Genomic DNA, 21,487 nt, shown 5'->3' on the forward strand with positions numbered 1-21,487 from the left:
GACGCTATGCAACGATTGAGTTACCCGGGCCTCGCGGCCCTGTTTGTCCTGCTGGTCGGCGCACCCGCCATGGCCTGGGCTGCGCAGCTACCGGCCGGTTACCGCCTGGCGCAGACGCTGACGATCGAAGAGGGCCGTCAGTTGCAAGTGCTGGAAGACCAGCGCATCAGCGCGCAGCTGCATAAGGACAGTTGGGGCAACGGGCAGCTTGAAGACTCGTTTGACGAGCCCGGCGACCTGGTCGACAACCCGCTGCTTGAAGCCCGCGTGCGGTTGGTGTCGGCTGCCGGTGAGGAGATCGCGCAAGAGGACCTGGGCTACCCGTTGGCCAAGGTCAAGAAAGCTGCGCTCAACGGGCTGCCCGAACCTGTGTATTTTTTGATCGTTGATCAAACCGCGTCGATGGGCACCTACAGCGGCCCGGCCACCCAACTGTTGCAGCCGGCCACACAGCAACTCAAGCCGATGAGCTACAAGAATGCCGAAGGCAAAGTCCAGCCGTTGACCCTGGCCCACACGGGCAAGGCGGCCTGGAAAGTGGCTCATCCGGCCAGCGGCGGGCCGGATGAGTTGTTGCAGGTTTCATCCTTCATGGAGGGCGAAGGTGAAGGCGAAGAGGATGATTTCACCACCCGTTATCAGACTTATCGCTTTGTCGACGGGCAATGGCAGAGCACTTCAAGCCAGAGGAAGGGTTACTGGGACATGGAAAGCGACTTTCCGGCACGAACCGCATTTCCCTGAGTGATCACACTTCCAGTAAAGCGCCGAGTTCCCGCTCGAGTTCTTCCGGGTCACCCAGGTTCAGCTCGATCAGCCGGCGCAGATGGCTGATCGAGTCCAGGTCGATTTCTTTGCACACAAAACCCAATTGGCCGTCCTCCTCGTGGGTCAGTTTCACCTGCATCTTTATATGTGCCTTCGGATCGAGGCGGATATCGACGTCGAACGGCAGCGCCTTATTGCCTTTCCAGGGCTCGGGCCGTTTTATCGCTAAACCTTTTAGCGACAAATCTACCAATTTCACTGGCCATTCATGGCCGTTTTGCCGAAGTTCGGTCACAGCGTCAATCGCGATCCGGCGGAAACAGCGACGGTCTGGCGAGTGGTCGGTCATGGTGAATCCCTCTGTGGATAGAAGCAGTGTAGCCCTGCGCTATCGTCGGGCGTCTTTTTCTGCTTTTTTTGCCGTTGCAAGGCTCTAGACCAACGTAGGGGGGTGGCCTTTGAGGCCAACAGCGCTAAACTCGGGTTGGCTGTTCTTCTGTCCACCCTGGCTGGAATATAAAAATGAAAAATAATAATAGCCTGCTACGCCACCTACCCTGGCTGGTGCTGGCAATCTTAGGAGCGTGCGCCCTGGGCGTAGTGGCTTTGCGCCGAGGCGAGGCGATCAACGCCTTGTGGATTGTGGTCGCGGCGGTGGCCATTTATCTGGTTGCTTATCGCTACTACAGCTTGTTCATCGCTAACAACGTGATGCAACTCGACCCACGGCGGGCCACCCCCGCAGTGGTCAATAACGACGGTCTGGACTATGTGCCGACCAACAAACACATTCTGTTTGGTCACCACTTTGCAGCGATTGCCGGTGCAGGCCCGCTGGTCGGCCCGGTGTTGGCGGCGCAAATGGGTTATCTGCCCGGCACGCTGTGGCTGATCGCCGGTGTGGTGCTGGCCGGTGCGGTACAGGACTTCATGGTGCTGTTCCTGTCTACCCGTCGCAATGGCCGTTCGCTGGGCGACATGGTCCGCGAAGAGATGGGCCGTATCCCGGGGACTATCGCGCTGTTCGGCTGCTTCCTGATCATGATCATCATCCTCGCGGTGTTGGCGCTGATCGTCGTAAAAGCGCTGGCTGAGAGCCCATGGGGCATCTTCACGGTGATGGCGACCATCCCGATCGCGATGTTCATGGGCGTGTACATGCGCTACATCCGCCCGGGTCGTATCGGTGAGATTTCGATTATCGGCGTGTTCCTGCTGCTGGGCTCGATCTGGCTGGGCGGGCAGATCGCCGCCGACCCGGTCTGGGCCAAAGCCTTCACCTTCACCGGTATTCAGATTACCTGGATGCTGATCGGCTACGGCTTCGTCGCTGCGGTACTGCCGGTGTGGTTGATCCTCGCGCCACGTGATTACCTGTCTACCTTCCTGAAAATCGGCACCATCATTGCCCTGGCCATCGGCATCCTGGTCACTATGCCAGTGCTGAAGATGCCGGCCCTGACCCAATTCATCGACGGCACCGGCCCGGTCTGGAAGGGTGGCCTGTTCCCGTTCCTGTTCATAACCATCGCCTGTGGCGCGGTGTCGGGTTTCCACGCACTGATTTCCTCGGGCACCACGCCCAAGCTGCTGGATAACGAAGCCAATGCCCGCTACATCGGCTACGGCGGCATGTTGATGGAATCGTTCGTCGCCATCATGGCAATGGTTGCCGCTTCGGTGATCGAGCCAGGCGTGTACTTCGCCATGAACAGCCCGGCCGCGGTGGTGGGTGGGGATGTGATGGCTGTGGCGCAAACCGTCAGCAGTTGGGGCTTTGCAATTACGCCTGAAGCACTGCAAGCGGTGGCTCACGACATCGGTGAAACCACCATTCTGGCCCGGGCCGGGGGTGCGCCGACCCTGGCGGTCGGTATCGCGCAGATCCTGCACAGCGTACTGCCGGGTGAAAACACCATGGCGTTCTGGTACCACTTCGCGATCCTGTTCGAAGCGCTGTTCATCCTCACCGCCGTCGACGCGGGTACCCGTGCCGGTCGCTTCATGCTGCAGGACCTGTTGGGCTCCTTCGTGCCGGCGCTCAAGCGCACCGAATCCTGGACCGCCAACCTGATCGCTACCGCAGGTTGCGTAGCGATGTGGGGTTACTTGCTGTATCAAGGTGTGATCGACCCACTGGGCGGCATCAATACCTTGTGGCCGCTGTTCGGTATCTCCAACCAGATGCTCGCGGGTATCGCGTTGATGCTGGGTACCGTGGTGCTGATCAAAATGAAACGCCAGCGCTACATCTGGGTCACCTTGCTGCCGGCGGTATGGCTGCTGATCTGCACCACTACCGCGGGCTTCATCAAGCTGTTCGATGCGAACCCGGCGATCGGCTTCCTGTCGCTGGCCAAGAAATACAGCGATGCCCTGGCCAACGGCCAGATCCTGGCCCCGGCCAAGAGCATCGGCCAGATGCAGCACGTGATCTACAACGCCTATACCAACGCAACGCTGACGGCGCTGTTCCTGTTTGTGGTGTTCAGTATCCTGTTCTATGCGCTCAAGGTTGGCGTCGCCGCCTGGGGCAACAAAGAGCGTACGGATAAGGAAGCCCCATTCCAGGCTGTTCCGGACGCGTAATCGAGGATTGCAACCATGTTCAATGACATCAGTCGCCTCGGTAAATACCTCGGTCAGGCCGCGCGCCTGATGGTCGGCATGCCCGACTACGACACTTACGTCGAGCATATGCAAACCAAGCACCCGGACAAACCGGTGATGGACTACAAGGCGTTCTTCCGGGAGCGCCAGGAAGCCCGTTACGGTGGCAAGGGTGGACCCAAGTGCTGCTGACCCGTTAGTGCGGGTTGGCGGTGATCGACTGTGGGAGGGGGCTTGTTCCCGATAGCCGTGTGTCAGGCACTGAATAGGCCACTGACACTGCGCTATCGGGAGCAAGCCCTCTCCCATATTTGTTTCTGTGTTGAGCAAGGAGACTATTTTTGTCCTCTCCCATACCCGTCACCGTCCTCAGCGGTTTCCTCGGTGCCGGCAAGACCACCTTGCTGCGCCACCTGCTGAAAGCCGAGCACGGCCTGAAAATCGCCGTGATCGAAAACGAATTCAGCGACGCCGGTATCGACACTCAACTGTTGGGTGATGAACCGGTACAAGTCATGACCCTGTCGAACGGCTGCGTGTGCTGCACCATTCACACCGACCTGACCAAAGCCCTGTACCTGCTGCTGGAGCGCCTGGACAGCGGTGAGATCACCTTCGACCGACTGGTGATCGAATGCACCGGCCTGGCCGACCCCGCGCCTGTGGCCCAGACGTTTTTCATCGACGAAGAACTGCGCGAGCGCTATATCCTCGACGGCATCATTACCCTGGTGGATGCAGCCCACGCCGAGCATCACCTGACCCAGACCATCGCCCAGGCCCAGATCGGTTTCGCCGACCGCCTGCTGGTGAGCAAGCGTGACTTGGTGGATGACGCGACGTTTGACGCCCTCAGCCAGCGCCTGACGCGCATCAATCGCCGTGCGCCGATTCGGGTGGTCGACCATGGCAATATCGACTTGGCTGAATTGCTCGATGTGCGCGGTTTCAACCTCAACGCCGGCATGACACTGCGCCCGGTGAGTGCTGCGCCTTCCATCGATCGAATTTCAAGCCTGGTGCTGCGCACCGAAGAGCCGCTGGATATCGATCGCCTCAGCGAGTTCATGAACGCGTTGCTGGAGGATCACGGCAAGCAGCTGTTGCGCTACAAAGGTGTGCTGAACATTGCCGGGGAGGATCGACGCATGGTGTTCCAGGGCGTGCTCAAGCTGTACGGATTCGATTGGGACATCGAATGGGCGGAGGGAGAGGCGCGGGAGAGTGTGATCGTGTTTATTGCCGATGAGTTGCCGCAGGACAAGATCCGCGAAGGCTTTGCCAAGGTCTACCAACCCTGACTTGAAAGGTGGGACTTGCTCCCACAAAAAAGCCCGGCTCTTGAGCCTAATGCCAGTCAGTTAAGGGTGAACGCTGTGGCGAGGGAGCTTGCTCCCGTTGGACTGCGCAGCAGTCCCATGCTTTGTAAACAAAGAGCGGGGCCGCTTCGCGGCCCAACGGGAGCAAGCTCCCTCGCCACAGGTTACTTTGTCGCCTTTCTACTTCTTAACTGACTGGCATTAGGCTCTTGAGCCGGGCTTTTTATTCAAACCACTGCTATCAAGCGCCGTATACCGGCAGCTTTTTGCAGATGGCCTTGACCTTCTCACGGACCGCATCGATCACGGCTTCGTTGTTCAGGTCAGCCAGGATGTCGCAGATCCAGCCGGCCAGTTCCTTGCACTCTGCTTCCTTGAAGCCACGAGTGGTCACAGCCGGAGTGCCGAAGCGCAGGCCGGAAGTGACGAACGGCGAACGTGGGTCGTTCGGCACGGAGTTCTTGTTCACGGTGATGAAGGCTTTGCCCAGGGCAGCGTCAGCATCTTTACCGGAGATGTCCTGCTTGATCAGCGACAGCAGGAACAGGTGGTTTTCAGTACCGCCCGAGACCACGTCGAAGCCGCGGTCGATAAACACCTTGGCCATGGCCTGGGCGTTTTTCACCACTTGCTGCTGGTAAGCCTTGAACTCAGGCTGCAGGGCTTCCTTGAAGCAGATCGCTTTAGCGGCGATCACGTGCTCCAGCGGGCCACCCTGGGCGCCAGGGAATACGGCGGAGTTCAGTTTCTTCTCGATGTCGGCGTTGGCGCGAGCCAGGATCAGGCCGCCACGTGGACCGCGCAGGGTCTTGTGGGTGGTGGTGGTCACCACGTCAGCGTAAGGCACCGGGTTCGGATATACGCCTGCGGCGACCAGACCCGCCACGTGGGCCATGTCGACGAACAGGTAAGCACCGACTTTGTCGGCAATGGCGCGGAAGCGTGGGAAATCCAGGATCTGCGAGTAGGCAGAGAAACCGGCCACGATCATTTTCGGCTTGTGTTCAACCGCCAGGCGCTCGACTTCGTCGTAGTCGATCAGGCCGTTGGCATCGATACCGTATTGAACGGCGTTGTACAGCTTGCCGGAGGAGGAGACGCTGGCGCCGTGGGTCAGGTGACCGCCGTGGGCCAGGCTCATGCCCAGGATGGTGTCGCCGCCTTGCAGCAGGGCCAGGTACACAGCGCTGTTGGCTTGGGAGCCCGCGTGCGGCTGGACGTTGGCGTAATCGGCGCCGAACAGTTCCTTGGCGCGATCAATAGCCAGTTGCTCAACCACGTCGACGTACTCGCAACCACCGTAGTAGCGCTTGCCTGGGTAGCCTTCGGCGTACTTGTTGGTCAGAACCGAACCTTGAGCCTCCATCACCGCAGGGCTGGTGTAGTTTTCCGAAGCGATCAGCTCAATGTGCTCTTCCTGGCGCTGAGCTTCTTGCTCCATGGCGGCGAAGAGATCGGCGTCGTACTTGGCAATAGTCAAATCACGGCTGAACATGGCGGTCCTCAAGGATCGGGGGGCAGAAAAGGAGGGCATTCTAACCCAGGCGCTTTTAGAAGGGGTATGAAAGGTAGTCATGGCGATGAATTGCCGGCTTCAAGTTGCAAGTTGCAAGCCGCAAGCCGCAAGCCGCAAGCCACAAGTAAAAGCTGAGCGGTTCCAGCTTGCCGCTTGTAGCTTGCCGCTTGCCGCTGCGCTGTTCATGTTCGAGGGATGATTGGAGCTAATGGCCTCAATCAGTCGAACATGAACAGCGCATCATTACTGAACTGCGCCTCGAACCGGTTGGCTGGCATCGGCCGGCCAAACAGATAGCCCTGCACCTCATCGCAGCCGTGCTCGCGCAGGAAGTCCAGTTGCTCATGGGTTTCCACGCCTTCGGCGATCACGGCCAGGTTCAGGCTGTGGGCCATGGCGATAATAGCGCGGGCGATCTGGGCATCCTGCTCACCCGACGGCAGGCCGTCGACAAAAGTGCGGTCGATCTTCAGCACGTCGATGGGGAACTGCTTGAGGTAGTTGAGCGATGAATAACCGGTGCCGAAGTCATCCACCGCAATGCTCAGGCCCAGGTTTTTCAGGCTGGCGAGGATCTGCATGGCTTCGTTGACCTCGCGCATCAGGATACTTTCGGTCAGTTCCAGTTCCAGGCATGCCGGGGGCAGGTCCGTGTCCTTGAGGATAGTGGCGATGCGCTCACCCAATTGACCATCCGAGAACTGTCGTGCCGAGATATTCACCGAGACTTTGGGCACCCTCACCTTGTTGTGGTGCCAGGTCTTGAGTTGGCGGCAGGCTTCACTGAGCACCCAGTCGCCCACGTCCACCACCAGGCCCAACTCTTCCAGTACGGGTATGAAATCCCCCGGCGGCACCAGGCCGCGACGTGGATGGCGCCAGCGCAGCAGGGCTTCGGCGCCCGTCAGGCGTTTGCCGTCGCCGCTGAATTGCGGTTGGTAATAAAGCACGAATTCGTTCTGGTCCAGGGCGTGGCGCAGGTCGCTTTCCAGCTCCAGGCGTTCCAGGGCGCTGGCGTTCATGTCGGCCTGGTAGAACTGGAAGTTATTCTTGCCGCGCTCCTTGGCGTGATACATCGCAGTGTCGGCGTTTTTCATCAGCTGGCTCAGCTCGTTGCCGTCCTGTGGGCTCAAGGCGATGCCGATACTGGCGGTCACAAAGAATTCGCGGCCTTCCAGTACAAACGGCCGTACCAGGCTGGCGAGAATCTGCTCGGCCACCGTGATAGCCCGGTTCAGCGCCATGTCGCGGCTGACGCGCGGTTGCAGGAGCAAGGTGAACTCGTCGCCCCCCATGCGTGCCACGGTGTCGTCTTCGGCCACGCACCCCAACAGGCGCGTCGCCATTTCCTTGAGCATGCGGTCGCCGGCGGCGTGGCCCAGGGAGTCGTTGATCGGCTTGAAACGGTCGAGGTCGAGGAACATCAGCACCACCCACGACTTCTGCCGCTCGGCCGACTGCAACGCCGTGTGCAGACGGTCCTGGAACAGCGTGCGGTTGGGCAGGTGGGTGAGGGCGTCGTAATACGCCAGGCGGTGGATGCGTTGTTCGCTGGCCTTGCGCTCGCTGATATCACTGAAGAAACACACGTAGCTGGCCAGGTCGCCTTCGTCGTCGAACACGGCAGTAATACCGACCCAGGCCGGGTAGTGTTCGCCGTTGCGGCGCTTGAGCCACACTTCGCCTTCCCAGGTGCTGTGCTGGTGCAACTGCTTGAGCACGTAGCGCAGATGGGCTTCCTGTTGTTCGTCGACGGTGAGCATGTTGGGCAACTGGTCGAGCACATCCGCTACGGCATACCCGCTGACCCGGCTGAAGGCCTCGTTGGCCTGCACGATATAACCGGCCGGGTCGGTGATCAGGATCGCCGACGTTGAGTGTTCGAACACCGTGGCGGCCATGCGCAGGTCCTTCTCTGCGCGGCGTTGCTGGCTGATATCGCGGCCTACACCGAGGATGCCCTCGAACGCGCCGTGCTCATCCCACACCAGCACCAGGCGCAACTCGATCGGCACCTTGCGGCCATCGGCGCGCAGGCAGTCGAACAGGAACAGCTGGGTCTGGACTTCATCGCGCAGAATGTTCAGCGCGTTTACATCACCCAGTGCGCGGCTGACCTGCTCCACAAGGGTATAAATACCGGTCAGTTGCTGCGGGTTGGCGATAATCGACTGCCAGCCGTTCTTGAGCACCCAATCCACGTCATACCCGAGCACGGTATTGACCGACGGGCTGACGTAGTTGAGGGCCAACTGGCTGTCGGTGGAGCAGATCACGTCACTGATGCTCTCGGCCAGCATGCGGTAGCGCTGCTCGCTGTCGCGCAGGGATTCGCTGGCTTCGATCTGGTCGGTAATGTCCTTGGCTACGCCGATGATCCGCGTGACCACTGCGCTCTTGTCGCGGGCCAGGGCTTGCTCGCGGATATCGAAGCGCCGCCATTGGTTATTGCGATGGCGAAAGCGCAGCTGGCATTGCAGTTGGGTCGAATAGCCTGCCTGGCGTTGTTGCTGGCGCAGGTCGTGGTAGTACTCGGCGTCTTCGGGGTGCAGCAGGATTTCCCAGAAGTATTCACCCATTTGCTGCAGTTCGGCCTTGTTGTAGCCCAGGGTGTGGCCCAAATGGTGGTTGCTGAAAATCATGCGCTGGCTGATGACGTCCTGCACATACAGGTGGTCGGGCACGGTGCGCACCACGTCCGACCAGAAGCTCTCGCGCTCGACCAGCGACAGCTCGATCAGCTTGCGGCTGGTGATATCGCTGATGCTCAGGATCACCGCATTAAAGTCGTCCTGCCGCTCCGGCAGGCGCATGACCAGCCACAGGTATTGCTCGTTGCCGACCATGTCCTTGCACTGGATTTCCAGCTCCAGCTGGTTCTGGTGAGTGCGCAATGCTTCGATTATCTGGTGGCCGATGGACGTGGCGCTGTTCGGGCAGTCATTGATCAACCGTTCCCAGGCTTCCTCGCAAGACGCCACGTTCAGCAGGCGCACCGCCACCTGGTTGACCTCGGTGATGCGCAATTCCTTGAGCAACTGCTTGTGCCCGTCGGGATTGTCCTGCAACCAAAGACGCAGTTGCTCACGGGTCTGGATGTACGGCCTGTCAAAAAAGCTGTTCAGGCCCGACAGGTCCAGCACGCACAGGGCCACGCCGGTGCCTTCGAAAATGTCCTGATAGCGGCGCCGGCCTTCATGCACCTGGCGCTGGCGGCGGCGCATGTTCAGCAGCACGATCACCGGGATCAGCGAGAAGGCCAGGCCCAGCAGGCATTTGCCGATAAACGCAGGCAGCAGTTGCTCCAGCACGGCACTGCGGTCGAACAACCCGCGCAATTGCCAGTCGCTTTTGCTCAAGGGCGTGACCAGTACGCTTTTATCCAGTTCGTCCGGGGTCAGCGCAGAGGGCGATTGGATCGGCATACCGCCGTCGCGGCTGACCACGCGCTGGTTCAGGCGGTTCTCGATCACCCACATAGGGCGTTGGCCCTGGCCGTCCTGACGCGTGAGGGTAGTCAGGTAGTTGGGGCCCAGGCGCAAGGCCCAGTACATCCTAGAACCGCCGCTGGGCTGATGCAGCAACAGATAGATGACGGTGCCATCATTGTTGTTGCTCAGGTAATAGGACTGGGCGTGGCTGCGCTTGACCAGTTCTTCCAGCCAGGCACTGTCCTGGCTGTCACTGGCGGTATCACTGATCAGCGCGCCGCTGGGCGCGAGCAGGGCGAAGCTGCGCAGCTCGGGCAATGAGCGCTGCAAGGTACGCATCAGGGTCTGTTGCTGCTCGGGAGTGCCTGGCGGTTCGACGATGGGCAGCAGGTTGAGGGCGATCTGCGCGCTCAGGCCCATGTTCAGGCTGATCTGTTCGGCCAGGTCGGCACTGTAATCGATGGTGTATTGCTGCTGGTTTTTCTGGTTTTGCTGCAGTTGGTCCAGCAGTTGCCAGAACAATAAGGCGAGCAGCATGAGGACGAGCGTCGCCAACGCGCCTTTGAGGGTGCCGTGCAGGGGCGCTCCCGGCGCTATATGAGCGGCGCGCAAGGGAGTTGGCGGCGTGACTTTGGACAAGCTGTGATCCTGCGGTTTGGCTGGACTGGCGCGCGACGTGCACTATAAGCCGGACGCCCGGAGGGCGGCTAGCATGCCTTGACTTGTGGCAAAGTGCCAGTGCCGCCTGGCTGGACTGCCCAAGCGCATTGAGGTAGCTTTGCCGGTTACGCGAGGGCGTTCCAGCCCCAGACATTCAGGCTTTTTCCGCACGCAGGCATTGATTACGGTCAACGGCCCGCGTGGCGCATGGCCTGCACGGGCTTCGCCCGCTTAATTCATCAGTCACTGACGCTAGGTTTACCATGGCTCAATACGTCTTCACCATGCATCGGCTGGGAAAAGTTGTTCCGCCGAAGCGGGAAATCCTGAAAAACATTTCGCTGTCCTTCTTCCCTGGCGCCAAGATCGGCGTGCTCGGCCTCAACGGTTCGGGTAAATCCACGCTGCTGAAAATCATGGCCGGCGTCGACACCGAGTTCGAAGGCGAAGCCCGCCCGATGCCGGAACTGAACATCGGCTACCTGCCGCAGGAACCACAACTGGACCCGGCCAAGACCGTGCGTGAAGTGGTCGAAGAGGCCGTCAGCGTGATCAAGGACGCCCAGGCGCGCCTGGATGAGGTCTACGCCGCCTATGCCGAGCCGGATGCCGACTTCGACAAGCTTGCCGCTGAACAGGCCAAGCTCGAAGCCATCCTGCAGGCGGGCGACGGTCACAACCTGGAGCGCCAGCTGGAGGTCGCCGCCGATGCGCTGCGTCTGCCGGCATGGGACGCCAAGGTCGAACACCTGTCCGGTGGTGAGAAGCGTCGCGTGGCCTTGTGCCGCCTGCTGCTGTCGGCTCCCGACATGCTGCTGCTCGACGAACCGACCAACCACTTGGACGCCGATTCCGTCGCCTGGCTGGAACACTTCCTTCACGATTTCCCGGGCACCGTGGTTGCGATCACGCACGACCGTTACTTCCTGGACAACGTGGCCGGCTGGATTCTCGAGCTCGACCGCGGCGCCGGTATTCCTTACGAGGGCAACTACTCCGGTTGGCTGGAAGCCAAGTCCGACCGTCTGGCCGCCGAATCCAAGCAGCAATCGGCCCATGAAAAAGCCATGAAGGAAGAACTGGAATGGGTGCGCAAAGGCGCCAAGGCCCGCCAGTCTAAATCCAAGGCTCGTCTGCAACGCTTTGAAGAAATGCAATCGCAGGAATTCCAGAAGCGCAGCGAAACCAACGAGATCTACATCCCGGCCGGCCCGCGCCTGGGTGACAAGGTCATCGAGTTCAAGAACGTAACCAAAGGCTATGGCGACCGCGTATTGATCGACAACCTGTCGTTCTCTATGCCAAAAGGCGCGATCGTCGGCGTTATCGGTGGTAACGGTGCGGGTAAATCCACGCTGTTCCGCATGCTGATGGGCAAGGAAACGCCGGATTCCGGCAGCATCGAGATCGGCGAGACCGTGCAGCTTGCGTGCGTGGATCAAAGCCGCGACGACCTCGACGGCAGCAAAACCGTGTTCCAGCAGATTTCCGACGGTTCCGACCAGATCCGCATCGGCAACTATGAAATCCCGTCGCGTACCTACGTCGGCCGTTTCAACTTCAAGGGCGGTGACCAGCAGAAGTTCGTCAAGGACCTGTCCGGTGGTGAGCGCGGTCGCTTGCACCTGGCCCTGACCTTGAAAGAGGGCGGCAACGTGCTGCTGCTCGACGAACCGTCCAACGACCTCGACGTTGAAACCCTGCGTTCCCTGGAAGAAGCCCTGCTGGACTTCCCGGGCGCCGCCATTGTGATCTCTCACGACCGGTGGTTCCTTGACCGCGTCGCGACTCACATCCTGGCGTACGAAGATGACTCCCAAGCGGTGTTCTTCGAAGGTAACTACACCGAGTACGAAGCGGACCGTAAGAAGCGCCTGGGCGAAGCTGCTGCCCAACCGCACCGTGTACGGCACAAGAAGCTGGCCTGATTCGGTTGCTGGTCTGAAAAAGCGGAGCCCCTCGGGGCTAATGCCAGTCAGTTAAGGGTGAACGCTGTATGTGTGGCGAGGGAGCTTGCTCCCGTTGGACTGCGCAGCAGTCCCATTCTTTGTAAACAAAGAGCGGGGCCGCTTCGCGGCCCAACGGGAGCAAGCTCCCTCGCCACAGGTTACTTTTTAGCCTTTTCCCTTCTTGACTGATCGGCATTAGCCCCTCGGGGCTCCGTTTTTTTTGCTGAATACACCGATCCAAGGTGGCAGGGAGTTGCTTCGGTCAGTGGTATTCCAATTGGTGCATCGCTTTCTTATCAATCCCTTTTTAGGTGCAAAAAAAGCCTGATTGCTGAATTTATTTATATCTAATGCACCATTTAAATTCACAAAGGCGACATTTTGCGCTTTTCAGGTGCGGCATGAATTGTTAAGGTCCGGGTCAAATCGACCCTAATGACAATAAATTTGCCGAGACTTTTCATGACCGAATCCGTCGAGTCCTTCCTCGCCCGCCTCAAGAAACGCGACCCCGATCAGCCAGAATTCCACCAGGCCGTAGAAGAAGTCCTGCGTAGCCTCTGGCCTTTTCTCGAAGCCAATCCCCACTATCTGGCGTCGGGCATCCTGGAGCGCATCTGCGAGCCGGAACGCGCAATTACCTTCCGGGTGTCTTGGGTGGATGATCACGGCAAGGTTCAGGTCAACCGCGGGTTCCGCATCCAGATGAACAGTGCCATCGGCCCGTACAAAGGCGGGCTGCGTTTTCACCCCTCGGTGAACCTCGGCGTACTGAAATTCCTCGCCTTCGAACAGACCTTCAAGAACTCCCTGACCTCGTTGCCCATGGGCGGCGGCAAAGGCGGCTCGGACTTCGACCCGAAAGGTAAGAGCGATGCCGAAGTCATGCGCTTCTGCCAGGCCTTTATGAGCGAGTTGTACCGCCATATCGGCGCCGACGTGGATGTACCCGCCGGCGATATCGGCGTGGGTGCCCGTGAAATCGGCTTCCTGTTCGGCCAGTACAAGCGCTTGAGCAATCAGTTCACCTCGGTGTTGACCGGTAAGGGCATGACTTACGGCGGCAGCCTGATCCGCCCTGAGGCCACAGGTTTCGGTTGTGTGTACTTCGCCGAAGAAATGCTCAAGCGCGAGGGCCAGCACGTTGAAGGCAAGCGTGTGGCCGTATCGGGTTCCGGCAACGTCGCGCAATACGCGGCGCGTAAGGTGATGGACCTGGGCGGCAAGGTGGTTTCTCTGTCCGACTCCGAAGGCACCCTATACGCCGAAAGCGGTTTGACCGAGGAGCAATGGTCGGCCCTGCTGGAGTTGAAAAACGTGCAGCGCGGCCGTATCAGCGAGCTGGCCGAACGTTTCGGCCTGGAATTCCGCAAAGGCAAAACCCCATGGGAACTGGCCTGCGATATCGCCCTGCCATGCGCCACTCAGAACGAACTGGACGCCGAAGCCGCCCGCATCCTGCTGCGCAACGGCTGCATCTGCGTGGCCGAAGGTGCCAACATGCCGACCACGCTGGAAGCCGTGGATATCTTCATCGAAGCGGGCATCCTGTTCGCGCCGGGCAAGGCCTCCAATGCCGGCGGCGTGGCCGTGAGTGGCCTGGAAATGTCGCAGAACGCCATGCGCCTGCTGTGGACCGCGGGTGAGGTGGACAGCAAGCTGCACAACATCATGCAATCGATTCATCATGCCTGCGTGTACTACGGCGCAGAAAACGGCCGGGTCAACTATGTGAAGGGGGCGAACATCGCAGGCTTTGTGAAGGTCGCCGACGCGATGCTGGCCCAAGGCATCGTCTAAGCCTCGGGCTCGATACGCATGACTTCGATCAACTGATCGCCGACGGGGCGTTTCCACAGCACCTCGTCACCCACCTGGGCGCCCAGCAATGCGCGACCCAGAGGCGAACCCCAGTTGATCAAGTGCGCGTGGGCATCGGCCTGGTCTTCCCCGACCAGTTGAATGCGCTGCTGCTCGTCTTGCTCATTGGCAAAGGTCACCCAACTGCCGATCTGCACCTTATCGGTAGACAAGGCGGGTGCCACGACCTGGGCGCTCTGCACGCGCTGGTTGAAGTAGCGCAAATCCCGCTCAAGGTCAGCCTGGCGCTGCTTATCGGCTTGCTCGCCCTTGGCGGATTCAGCACTGTGCTCTTGCTGCAATTGCGCAACTCTGGCCTGCAACTGCGCCAGCCCTTGGGCGGTCAGGCGGTTGGGTTGCCCACTGACTTGACGCTCCACCGGCTGATCGGCCTGGGCGGCGGCGTTGTCCTCATTTACAAAAGCTCGGCTCATGACGTTCTCCTTCTATGGAGTTTGGGCCATGTTCGCCGCGCTTTAGTTTCGACGGATGTCTGAAAGCGACCTATTGCGAGCGATAGGCCCTGGCAGCGTCGCGGTCCTTTTCCTGCTGCCAGGCACGCTCACGCTCGTCCCAGTGGTTGTCCTTGTAGTCACGCAGTTCTTCGTTCTCACGGATCGCCTTGCACTGGCGAAAGCCGTCTTCCCAACCTTCGGCGTATTCGCGGTCTTTCAGATAGCGCGGTACGTTCTTGCGAAACTCCCCACTGATCACCCCAGCGGCTTGGCGACCGCTGCTGCAGCCATCATCGAAGCCATCGGCAAAGGCCGGTGGATAACCCTTGGCCAGCAACTCTTGATGGGTCGACTGGCAACCCGACAACCCCACTACCGCACACAGCATGACCGCATACCGCCACATGACTTGCTCCCTGGCCGTTTCACGGCTGATAGGGGAAGTCTAGAAGGGGATTTGTCGGGGCGTTGTGAAAGGGCTGTGAGAACAGTGTTGGGTTAAAGGGCCATCAACGATGATTCCCTTTAAATTGCAGGACGATTCCTAGACAATCCCTGACCTATTGTGCCTTAGGGTTTGGGTCTCTAGTCTCCTGGCTTCGCTGTGAAAACAACGACCGGGTTTAGCGACCCGAATCACTAAGACTCATCCTCTTTACACACTTGGCAGGAATTTTTTACGCCTGTCGATATCGTGTTATGGCGGCTGTGCGCGGGAGATCTTCGGATCTGCCGGGTGTCTAGGTGACCGGTTCGCTAACCTGCGTACAGCTGCCACCCCTATATGTTTAGCGACGTGTCGTGGTGGTCCTTTATCTCACTTAGTAGGTACACCATGTCTAAAGTCGTTCCAGATCCGCCCCTATCTTCAATCACCACGCTCGGCGTAGTCACCTTCGGCGACTACGGTGAAAACGAAAAGCCACTGTTTCGCGTCAATTCCGGCATGCCGATTGATGAAGCGCTGGAACACGCCTCCACTTTGCTCTTCTACTCCAAGAAACTCGCCATGGAAGCTGCGATGGATGTACGTGGCGAACAATATGCCTGGGCTGCGCATTATCTGTGTGAGATGGGCAAGGCCGTCGTGGACGACCTGACCCAAGCGATGATCCCCCAGCCTTAAAGACCTGCACTGCCTGTGTGGCGAGGGAGCTTGCTCCCGCTGGGGCGCAAAGCGGCCCCAAAAGATGGGGACTGCTGAGCAGTCCAGCGGGAGCAAGCTCCCTCGCCACAGAAATTTATTGTGCAGGGTTGATTGTCAGTGCGGCATGCTCCGCCAATTCCTGCTCAATAAACGCCGCGTTAAGACCTTCACTGCCTGTGTGACGAGGGAGCTTGCTCCCGCTGGGGCGCGAAGCGGCCCCAAAAGATGGGGACTGCTGAGCAGTCCGGCGGGAGCAAGCTCCCTCGCCACAGAAATTTATTGTGCAGGGTTAATTGTCAGTGCGGCATGCTCAGCCAATTCCTGCTCAATAAACGCCGCGTTAAAGACCTGCACCGCCTGTGTGGCGAGGGAGCTTGCTCCCGCTGGGGCGCGAAGCGGCCCCGCTCTTTGTTTACAAAGAATGGGACTGCTGAGCAGTCTTGAGTCAGTAGTGGTACCACTTCACTTCAAGCATCACTTCATTCATCGGCGTCGACAAATGGCTGTACTCGCGCTGTGCACTCAGGCGCAGGCCGAGGTTGCGCGACAGTTCCCACTGCTGGTTCAGGCTGATACTGCGCCGTACCTCGCCATTGGTGAAGAAGTCCCCCTTGGCTTCCAGGCTCAAATTCCCCAGCGGATTTTTCCACAGCACGCCGGTATTGAAACCGGCAGCGGGGGAGATGGCTTCGCTGAAGTCGTTGTTGTGCTCCACACGTACGGTGCCGAGGGCGAAACCGAGCATGTCGTCGCTCAGTTGCCAGGTGCTGCCGGCACCACCGTTGACGTGGGCGACCAGGGTCTGGTCGTCGTGCTTGCCCGGCACACGCTCCAGGCCGCCGGTAACTTGCCACGACCAAGGTTGCAAAAGAGCATTGCGCGGGGTCAGGGAGCGGATGGTGGCCAGGTCCAGTTGCTGCAGTTGCCAGTGATTGCCTTCGTACTGGCGCAGTTTCGCTTGCAGGATCTCGATCTGCGCACCGAGCGGGAAGCCTTCGGCGTTGTCGTTGAGGTCGTGGTAGGCCATGCGCAGGCCGTATTCGCCGAAGGTCTTGCTGCCGCGTGTGCCGATACCGGCCTGCCAGGTGCGTGACTCATGGCCGTTCTCGGGGAGGCCGGGGCGTTCGATCTTGAGGTCGGGCGCGGGGTTCTGGTTGATGGCGCGCAGCAGTTCGAAGCTGCGCTGGGAGCGTTCCGTGTCGCGCTCCAGGCCATTGGCGCGGTAGCGACCGAGGCGATAGGCCGCGTCGATGATCAGCGCCTGTCGCTCACGGGGTAAGGCTTTGAAGGCCGGCGCCTGCAATTGCTGCTGGTCATCGCTGACTTTCAATACCCATTGCTGTTCATCGCTATCCAGTGGCTTGGCGCGCTCCAGCAATTCGCGTTCGCGGGAGGGGCGGTAGTCGATCTTCTCTACCAGCCCGGCATCCTTCACCGCCTTGACGGTGTCGGTGGGAATGGCGGTCAACGGGAATTGTTCCGTCAGGCGCAAGCCGGGACGGGCCACTTGCAGCAGTTCCAGCAGGCGGTAAGAGCAGTTTTCGTCGAAGAAGAAGTAGTCGAACTGGATCTGCTTGAGCTCCCATACATGTTCGACCATGCGTTCAGTTTCGACCTGGGTCAGGTTCAGGCGGTATTCCCACAGGTCGCGGTTTTCCAGGCTGCGGTATTCCGAGAGTTTTTCTTGATAGGGCACCAGCGCGAACAGGCCGGGATAACCCCCCATCAGGCCCTTCCAGGCGTAAAGAATGCTGTTGTCGGAGCCTTCGATATAGGCACCGAAGTTGATCGCATAGCTGAGCAGGGCGGTGTTGTTGCTCTGCACGTCAGCCTGGTCGATGCGCAGCAACGTGTGCCCGAACATCGATGACGGGCTGTTGAGGTAGGCCGCCGGGAAAATCATCACCGCGCTGTGGGGCGCGACGTCCTTGAACCACTGTTTGAATTCCGCGCAGTCCACGGCGGGCAGGTCGGTCAGGTGCAGTTGATCCTTAAGCCAGCGGGTTCGTGCGGGGTACACGCATTGGGCGTGTTTTTCACCCAGGCTTGCCGGAGCGTACAACGCTTCAACGGTGGCCTTGAGTTCGGCATCCGGATGGTGGGCGCCATCGGCTGCAATGAAGAATTTCTTGTCGCTGACATAACTGCGCCAGCCGCTGATTTTGCCGGCTTCGTAGTGGCCCAGGGACAGCCAGAACGGATCGTTGGCCAATTGCTGCAAACGTTGATCATCAATAGGCGCGGCCGCATACAGCGGGGCGCAAGCGAAGAGTGCCAACCAGGCAAAGCGTTTGAGCATAGGGGCAACTTAAGTCGGAATAAGTGAGACCCAAAAGGGGGGGCGGATCCAAAAAATAAGGCCCGCGTCTCGCAACAAGACGCGGGCGGGTCGAGCTTAAGCTTGGGTAGCGTACTTCGCCAAGCGGGCATCGCCTTTCAGTACAGCGAGGGTGTTGGTGTGCACGTCGTCGGCGGTCACGTCAGCTTTGCTGAAGATCTGCTGGAAGTGCTCGTGGGTCACTGCCGCAAAGTGCTCGCGGTCCTCAGGGGCTACGCCCAGTACCACCGCGTAGGTGGTCAGTGCTTCGCCATTGCCTTTGGCCATGTCTTCGGACAGCTCGTTCATCATGCCATTCATGGCAATCCAGGACTTGCCGCCGTAGGTCAGCTTGCTGTTGGTGTTACAGCCGTTGGTGCCCGAGGTCATGCCGAAGGTGGCGTTACCGGAGGTGCCGTTGGTGGTAGACGCGAGGAAGTGCGCCGGCGTACCGCGCTGGCCTTCGAACAGCATGTTGCCCCAACCGCAGTTCGGGCCGCCTGGTGCTTCTGCCATAGCATTGAGGGAGACAACGGTGAAGAGAGTACCAAGAAGGATCCGTTTCATAGCTTTGTTCTCTTTGTGTGCAAACCAATGGACAAGGGGTTCAGGCGCGTTGCGGCGCCCTAGGGGCCAGTTATTAGTCCAACCCGCGCAGTTTGGAGTTTAGGCATGAACCTAGGGTTCCGTTACTTTTTATAAAACAATCGGCCTTATCGCAATTTTTTTGTAGGGCGCCTACCGCAGCGCAGCTTTCCCAACAGCGCGCCTTGCCATAGCGCGTAAGCGAGAGCCAGAATGCCGTCATCTGCCCCGCCTGATGTAAGGAAGCCCGATGCCTGATCCTGTTGCTGCCAGCCTGCGTCTAGCGCCCGAAGCGCTGACTCGCCCTTTCTCCGCTGAACAGTTCAGCTTCTCGACCACCAATGATTTGGAGCCTTTTCGCGGTGTGCTTGGCCAGGAACGTGCGGTCGAAGCCTTGCAATTTGGCGTGGCCATGCCACGTCCCGGTTATAACGTGTTTGTCATGGGCGAGCCCGGTACTGGCCGCTTTTCGTTCGTCAAACGCTACCTGAAGGCCGAAGGCAAGCGCCTGCAGACCCCGGCGGACTGGGTCTATGTGAATAATTTCGATGAGCCGCGCGAACCGCGGGCACTGGAGCTGCCAGGCGGTACTGCCGCAGCGTTCATTGCCGATATCAACGGCCTGGTCGACAACCTGGTGGCCACTTTCCCGGCGGTCTTCGAACACCCGACTTATCAACAGCGCAAGAGCGCCATCGACCGCGCCTTCAACCAGCGTTACGACAAGGCTTTGGACGTTATCGAACGCCTGGCCCTGGAAAAAGATGTGGCGTTGTACCGCGATAGCTCCAACATCGCCTTCACGCCGATGCTCGACGGCAAGGCGCTGGACGAAGCCGAGTTCTCGCAATTGCCGGAGGCCGAACGCGAGCGCTTCCACAACGATATTTCCGAGCTGGAAGAGCGCCTCAACGAAGAGCTGGCCAGCCTGCCGCAGTGGAAACGTGAGTCCAACAACCAACTGCGCCAATTCAACGAAGAAACCATCACCCTGGCCCTACAGCCATTGCTTGCCCCGCTGTCGGAAAAATACGCGGAAAACGCCGCCGTCTGCGGTTACCTGCAAGCCATGCAGGTGTACCTGCTCAAGACCGTGGTCGAGCAGCTGGTGGACGACGCCAAGACCGACGCCCAGGCCCGCAAGCTGCTCGAAGAGCAATACTGCCCGAGCCTGGTGGTGGGCCACGCGATCAACGGCGGTGCGCCGGTCGTATTCGAGCCGCACCCGACCTACGACAACCTGTTCGGTCGTATCGAATACAGCACCGACCAAGGTGCGCTCTACACCACCTACCGCCAGCTGCGTCCAGGTGCCTTGCACCGTGCCAATGGCGGTTTCCTGATCCTTGAAGCCGAAAAAATGCTTGGCGAGCCGTTTGTATGGGACGCGCTCAAGCGTTCCCTGCAATCGCGCAAGTTGAAGATGGAGTCGCCTCTGGGCGAGCTGGGCCGCCTGGCCACCGTGACCCTCAACCCACAGATGATTCCGTTGCAGGTCAAGGTGATCATCATTGGTTCGCGTCAGCTCTACTACGCGTTGCAGGACGCCGATCCGGACTTCCAGGAGATGTTCCGCGTACTGGTGGACTTCGACGAAGACATCCCGATGGTCGACGAAAGCCTGGAGCAGTTCGCCCAACTGCTCAAGACCCGGACTTCAGAAGAAGGCATGGCACCGCTGACGTCCGACGCGGTGGCACGCCTGGCCACCTACAGTGCGCGGCTGGCGGAGCATCAGGGGCGCTTGTCGGCGCGGATTGGCGACTTGTTCCAACTGGTCAGCGAGGCCGACTTCATTCGCCATTTGGCAGGTGACGAGATGACCGACGCCGGCCATATCGAGCGCGCGCTCAAGGCCAAGGCCACGCGCACCGGGCGTGTGTCGGCGCGGATTCTCGACGACATGCTCGCCGGGGTGATCCTGATCGATACCGCCGGTGCAGCCGTCGGCAAGTGCAACGGGTTGACGGTGCTGGAAGTGGGCGATTCGGCGTTCGGCGTGCCGGCGCGGATTTCCGCCACGGTGTACCCCGGCGGCAGCGGGATTGTCGACATCGAGCGTGAGGTCAACCTCGGTCAGCCGATTCACTCCAAGGGCGTGATGATCCTCACCGGCTACCTGGGCAGTCGGTATGCCCAGGAATTCCCGCTGGCGATCTCGGCGAGTATCGCGCTTGAGCAGTCCTACGGTTACGTGGACGGCGACAGCGCCTCCCTGGGCGAGGCCTGCACATTGATCTCGGCGCTGTCGAAAACCCCGCTCAAGCAGTGTTTTGCCATCACCGGTTCGATCAACCAATTTGGTGAGGTGCAGGCGGTGGGCGGGGTCAACGAGAAGATCGAAGGCTTCTTCCGTCTCTGCGAAGCCCGCGGTTTGACCGGCGAGCAAGGGGCGATCATTCCCCAGGCCAACGTCGCTACGCTGATGCTCGACGAGAAGGTGTTGCAGGCGGTGCGCAACGGCCAATTCCATATCTATGCCGTGCGTCAGGCGGATGAGGCGTTGAGCCTGCTGGTGGGCGAACCTGCCGGCGAGCCGGATGCAGAAGGGCAATTTCCGGAAGGCAGCGTGAATGCGCGGGTGGTTGAGCGTCTGCGGGTGATTGCCGAGATGATCAGCGAGGAAGACCTGAAGGAAGCTGAGAAGGAAGCGGCGCTGCAGGCGCTGGCCGAAGCCAAACCCACCTGATCCGGGGTGGGTGGCGAAGCCCAAACCAGGCGTTTCACACTCGCCGGACACACCGCGGCGGCCATTTGGCCGCTGCAGTGTGTCCGGCTCACTACCGGTGGTAACTTCGCCAAATAATTGACGACTGCCGGGGGCTGATGCCCGTTGGTCTCTACAATCTTGGTTTGTCGTGGTTTTCTTC

General features: G+C 59.8%; 15 protein-coding genes. 8 read left to right on the forward strand and 7 right to left on the reverse strand.

Annotation, left to right across the window (positions count from 1 at the left end; all coding sequences use genetic code 11):
• The first annotated feature begins 6 nt into the window (after positions 1 to 6).
• Positions 7 to 744, forward strand: a complete 738-nt coding sequence (locus EXW71_RS25550; RefSeq protein ID WP_134660578.1) for a hypothetical protein — start codon at positions 7 to 9, stop codon at positions 742 to 744.
• A 4-nt stretch (positions 745 to 748) separates the two neighbouring features.
• On the opposite strand, the gene EXW71_RS25555 is transcribed toward EXW71_RS25550, so the two are convergent.
• Positions 749 to 1,117, reverse strand: a complete 369-nt coding sequence (locus tag EXW71_RS25555) for a PilZ domain-containing protein (RefSeq protein WP_123717475.1) — start codon at positions 1,115 to 1,117, stop codon at positions 749 to 751.
• 173 nt (positions 1,118 to 1,290) lie between these two features.
• On the opposite strand from EXW71_RS25555, the gene EXW71_RS25560 reads away from it, so the two are divergent.
• From EXW71_RS25560 to yjiA, 3 genes are all read left to right on the forward strand, one after another.
• A complete protein-coding gene (locus EXW71_RS25560; protein ID WP_134660579.1) occupies positions 1,291 to 3,357 on the forward strand; it encodes a carbon starvation CstA family protein in 2,067 nt (688 codons plus the stop codon).
• A gap of 15 nt (positions 3,358 to 3,372) precedes the next feature.
• Positions 3,373 to 3,570: a YbdD/YjiX family protein gene (locus EXW71_RS25565; protein ID WP_003194308.1), complete on the forward strand. Its 198-nt coding sequence runs from the start codon at positions 3,373 to 3,375 to the stop codon at positions 3,568 to 3,570.
• 149 nt (positions 3,571 to 3,719) lie between these two features.
• On the forward strand, positions 3,720 to 4,679 hold the full coding sequence (yjiA, locus tag EXW71_RS25570; RefSeq protein ID WP_134660580.1) for a GTPase: 960 nt from the start codon (positions 3,720 to 3,722) through the stop codon (positions 4,677 to 4,679).
• Between the two features lie 259 nt (positions 4,680 to 4,938).
• Here yjiA and glyA read toward each other — a convergent pair whose 3' ends face one another.
• Entirely contained in the window at positions 4,939 to 6,192 is a 1,254-nt protein-coding gene (gene glyA / locus EXW71_RS25575; RefSeq protein WP_060752305.1) for a serine hydroxymethyltransferase, read from the reverse strand.
• Positions 6,193 to 6,431: 239 nt separating this feature from the next.
• Entirely contained in the window at positions 6,432 to 10,283 is a 3,852-nt protein-coding gene (locus tag EXW71_RS25580; protein WP_134660581.1) for an EAL domain-containing protein, read from the reverse strand.
• Positions 10,284 to 10,567: 284 nt separating this feature from the next.
• On the opposite strand from EXW71_RS25580, the gene ettA reads away from it, so the two are divergent.
• Together ettA and gdhA are read left to right on the forward strand one after the other, a co-directional pair.
• Positions 10,568 to 12,232, forward strand: a complete 1,665-nt coding sequence (gene ettA / locus EXW71_RS25585; RefSeq protein WP_123715805.1) for an energy-dependent translational throttle protein EttA — start codon at positions 10,568 to 10,570, stop codon at positions 12,230 to 12,232.
• Between the two features lie 483 nt (positions 12,233 to 12,715).
• Positions 12,716 to 14,053 (forward strand): NADP-specific glutamate dehydrogenase, encoded by a 1,338-nt coding sequence (gene gdhA, locus EXW71_RS25590; protein ID WP_134660582.1) that lies wholly within the window; start codon positions 12,716 to 12,718, stop codon positions 14,051 to 14,053.
• On the opposite strand, the gene EXW71_RS25595 is transcribed toward gdhA, so the two are convergent.
• Positions 14,050 to 14,547 (reverse strand): GreA/GreB family elongation factor, encoded by a 498-nt coding sequence (locus EXW71_RS25595; protein ID WP_134660583.1) that lies wholly within the window; start codon positions 14,545 to 14,547, stop codon positions 14,050 to 14,052. The genes gdhA and EXW71_RS25595 overlap by 4 nt on opposite strands.
• A 70-nt stretch (positions 14,548 to 14,617) precedes the next feature.
• Positions 14,618 to 14,974: a hypothetical protein gene (locus tag EXW71_RS25600; protein ID WP_123715808.1), complete on the reverse strand. Its 357-nt coding sequence runs from the start codon at positions 14,972 to 14,974 to the stop codon at positions 14,618 to 14,620.
• A 429-nt stretch (positions 14,975 to 15,403) separates the two neighbouring features.
• Here EXW71_RS25600 and EXW71_RS25605 point away from each other — a divergent pair, with 429 nt between their 5' ends.
• Complete coding sequence (locus EXW71_RS25605) at positions 15,404 to 15,694, forward strand: DUF3077 domain-containing protein (protein WP_134660584.1); 291 nt, start codon at positions 15,404 to 15,406, stop codon at positions 15,692 to 15,694.
• Positions 15,695 to 16,160: 466 nt separating this feature from the next.
• On the opposite strand, the gene EXW71_RS25615 is transcribed toward EXW71_RS25605, so the two are convergent.
• Positions 16,161 to 18,014, reverse strand: a complete 1,854-nt coding sequence (locus EXW71_RS25615; protein ID WP_134660586.1) for a DUF4105 domain-containing protein — start codon at positions 18,012 to 18,014, stop codon at positions 16,161 to 16,163.
• Between the two features lie 96 nt (positions 18,015 to 18,110).
• Entirely contained in the window at positions 18,111 to 18,599 is a 489-nt protein-coding gene (locus EXW71_RS25620) for a DUF3015 domain-containing protein (RefSeq protein ID WP_060752297.1), read from the reverse strand.
• 268 nt (positions 18,600 to 18,867) lie between these two features.
• Between EXW71_RS25620 and EXW71_RS25625 the strand changes: the two genes are divergently transcribed.
• Positions 18,868 to 21,306, forward strand: coding sequence for a Lon protease family protein (locus EXW71_RS25625; RefSeq protein ID WP_123715810.1), 2,439 nt, complete (start codon positions 18,868 to 18,870; stop codon positions 21,304 to 21,306).
• Positions 21,307 to 21,487: the final 181 nt, after the last annotated feature.

It is taken from the genome of Pseudomonas sp. BCA17 (genome assembly GCF_004519405.1).
Classification (GTDB): domain Bacteria; phylum Pseudomonadota; class Gammaproteobacteria; order Pseudomonadales; family Pseudomonadaceae; genus Aquipseudomonas.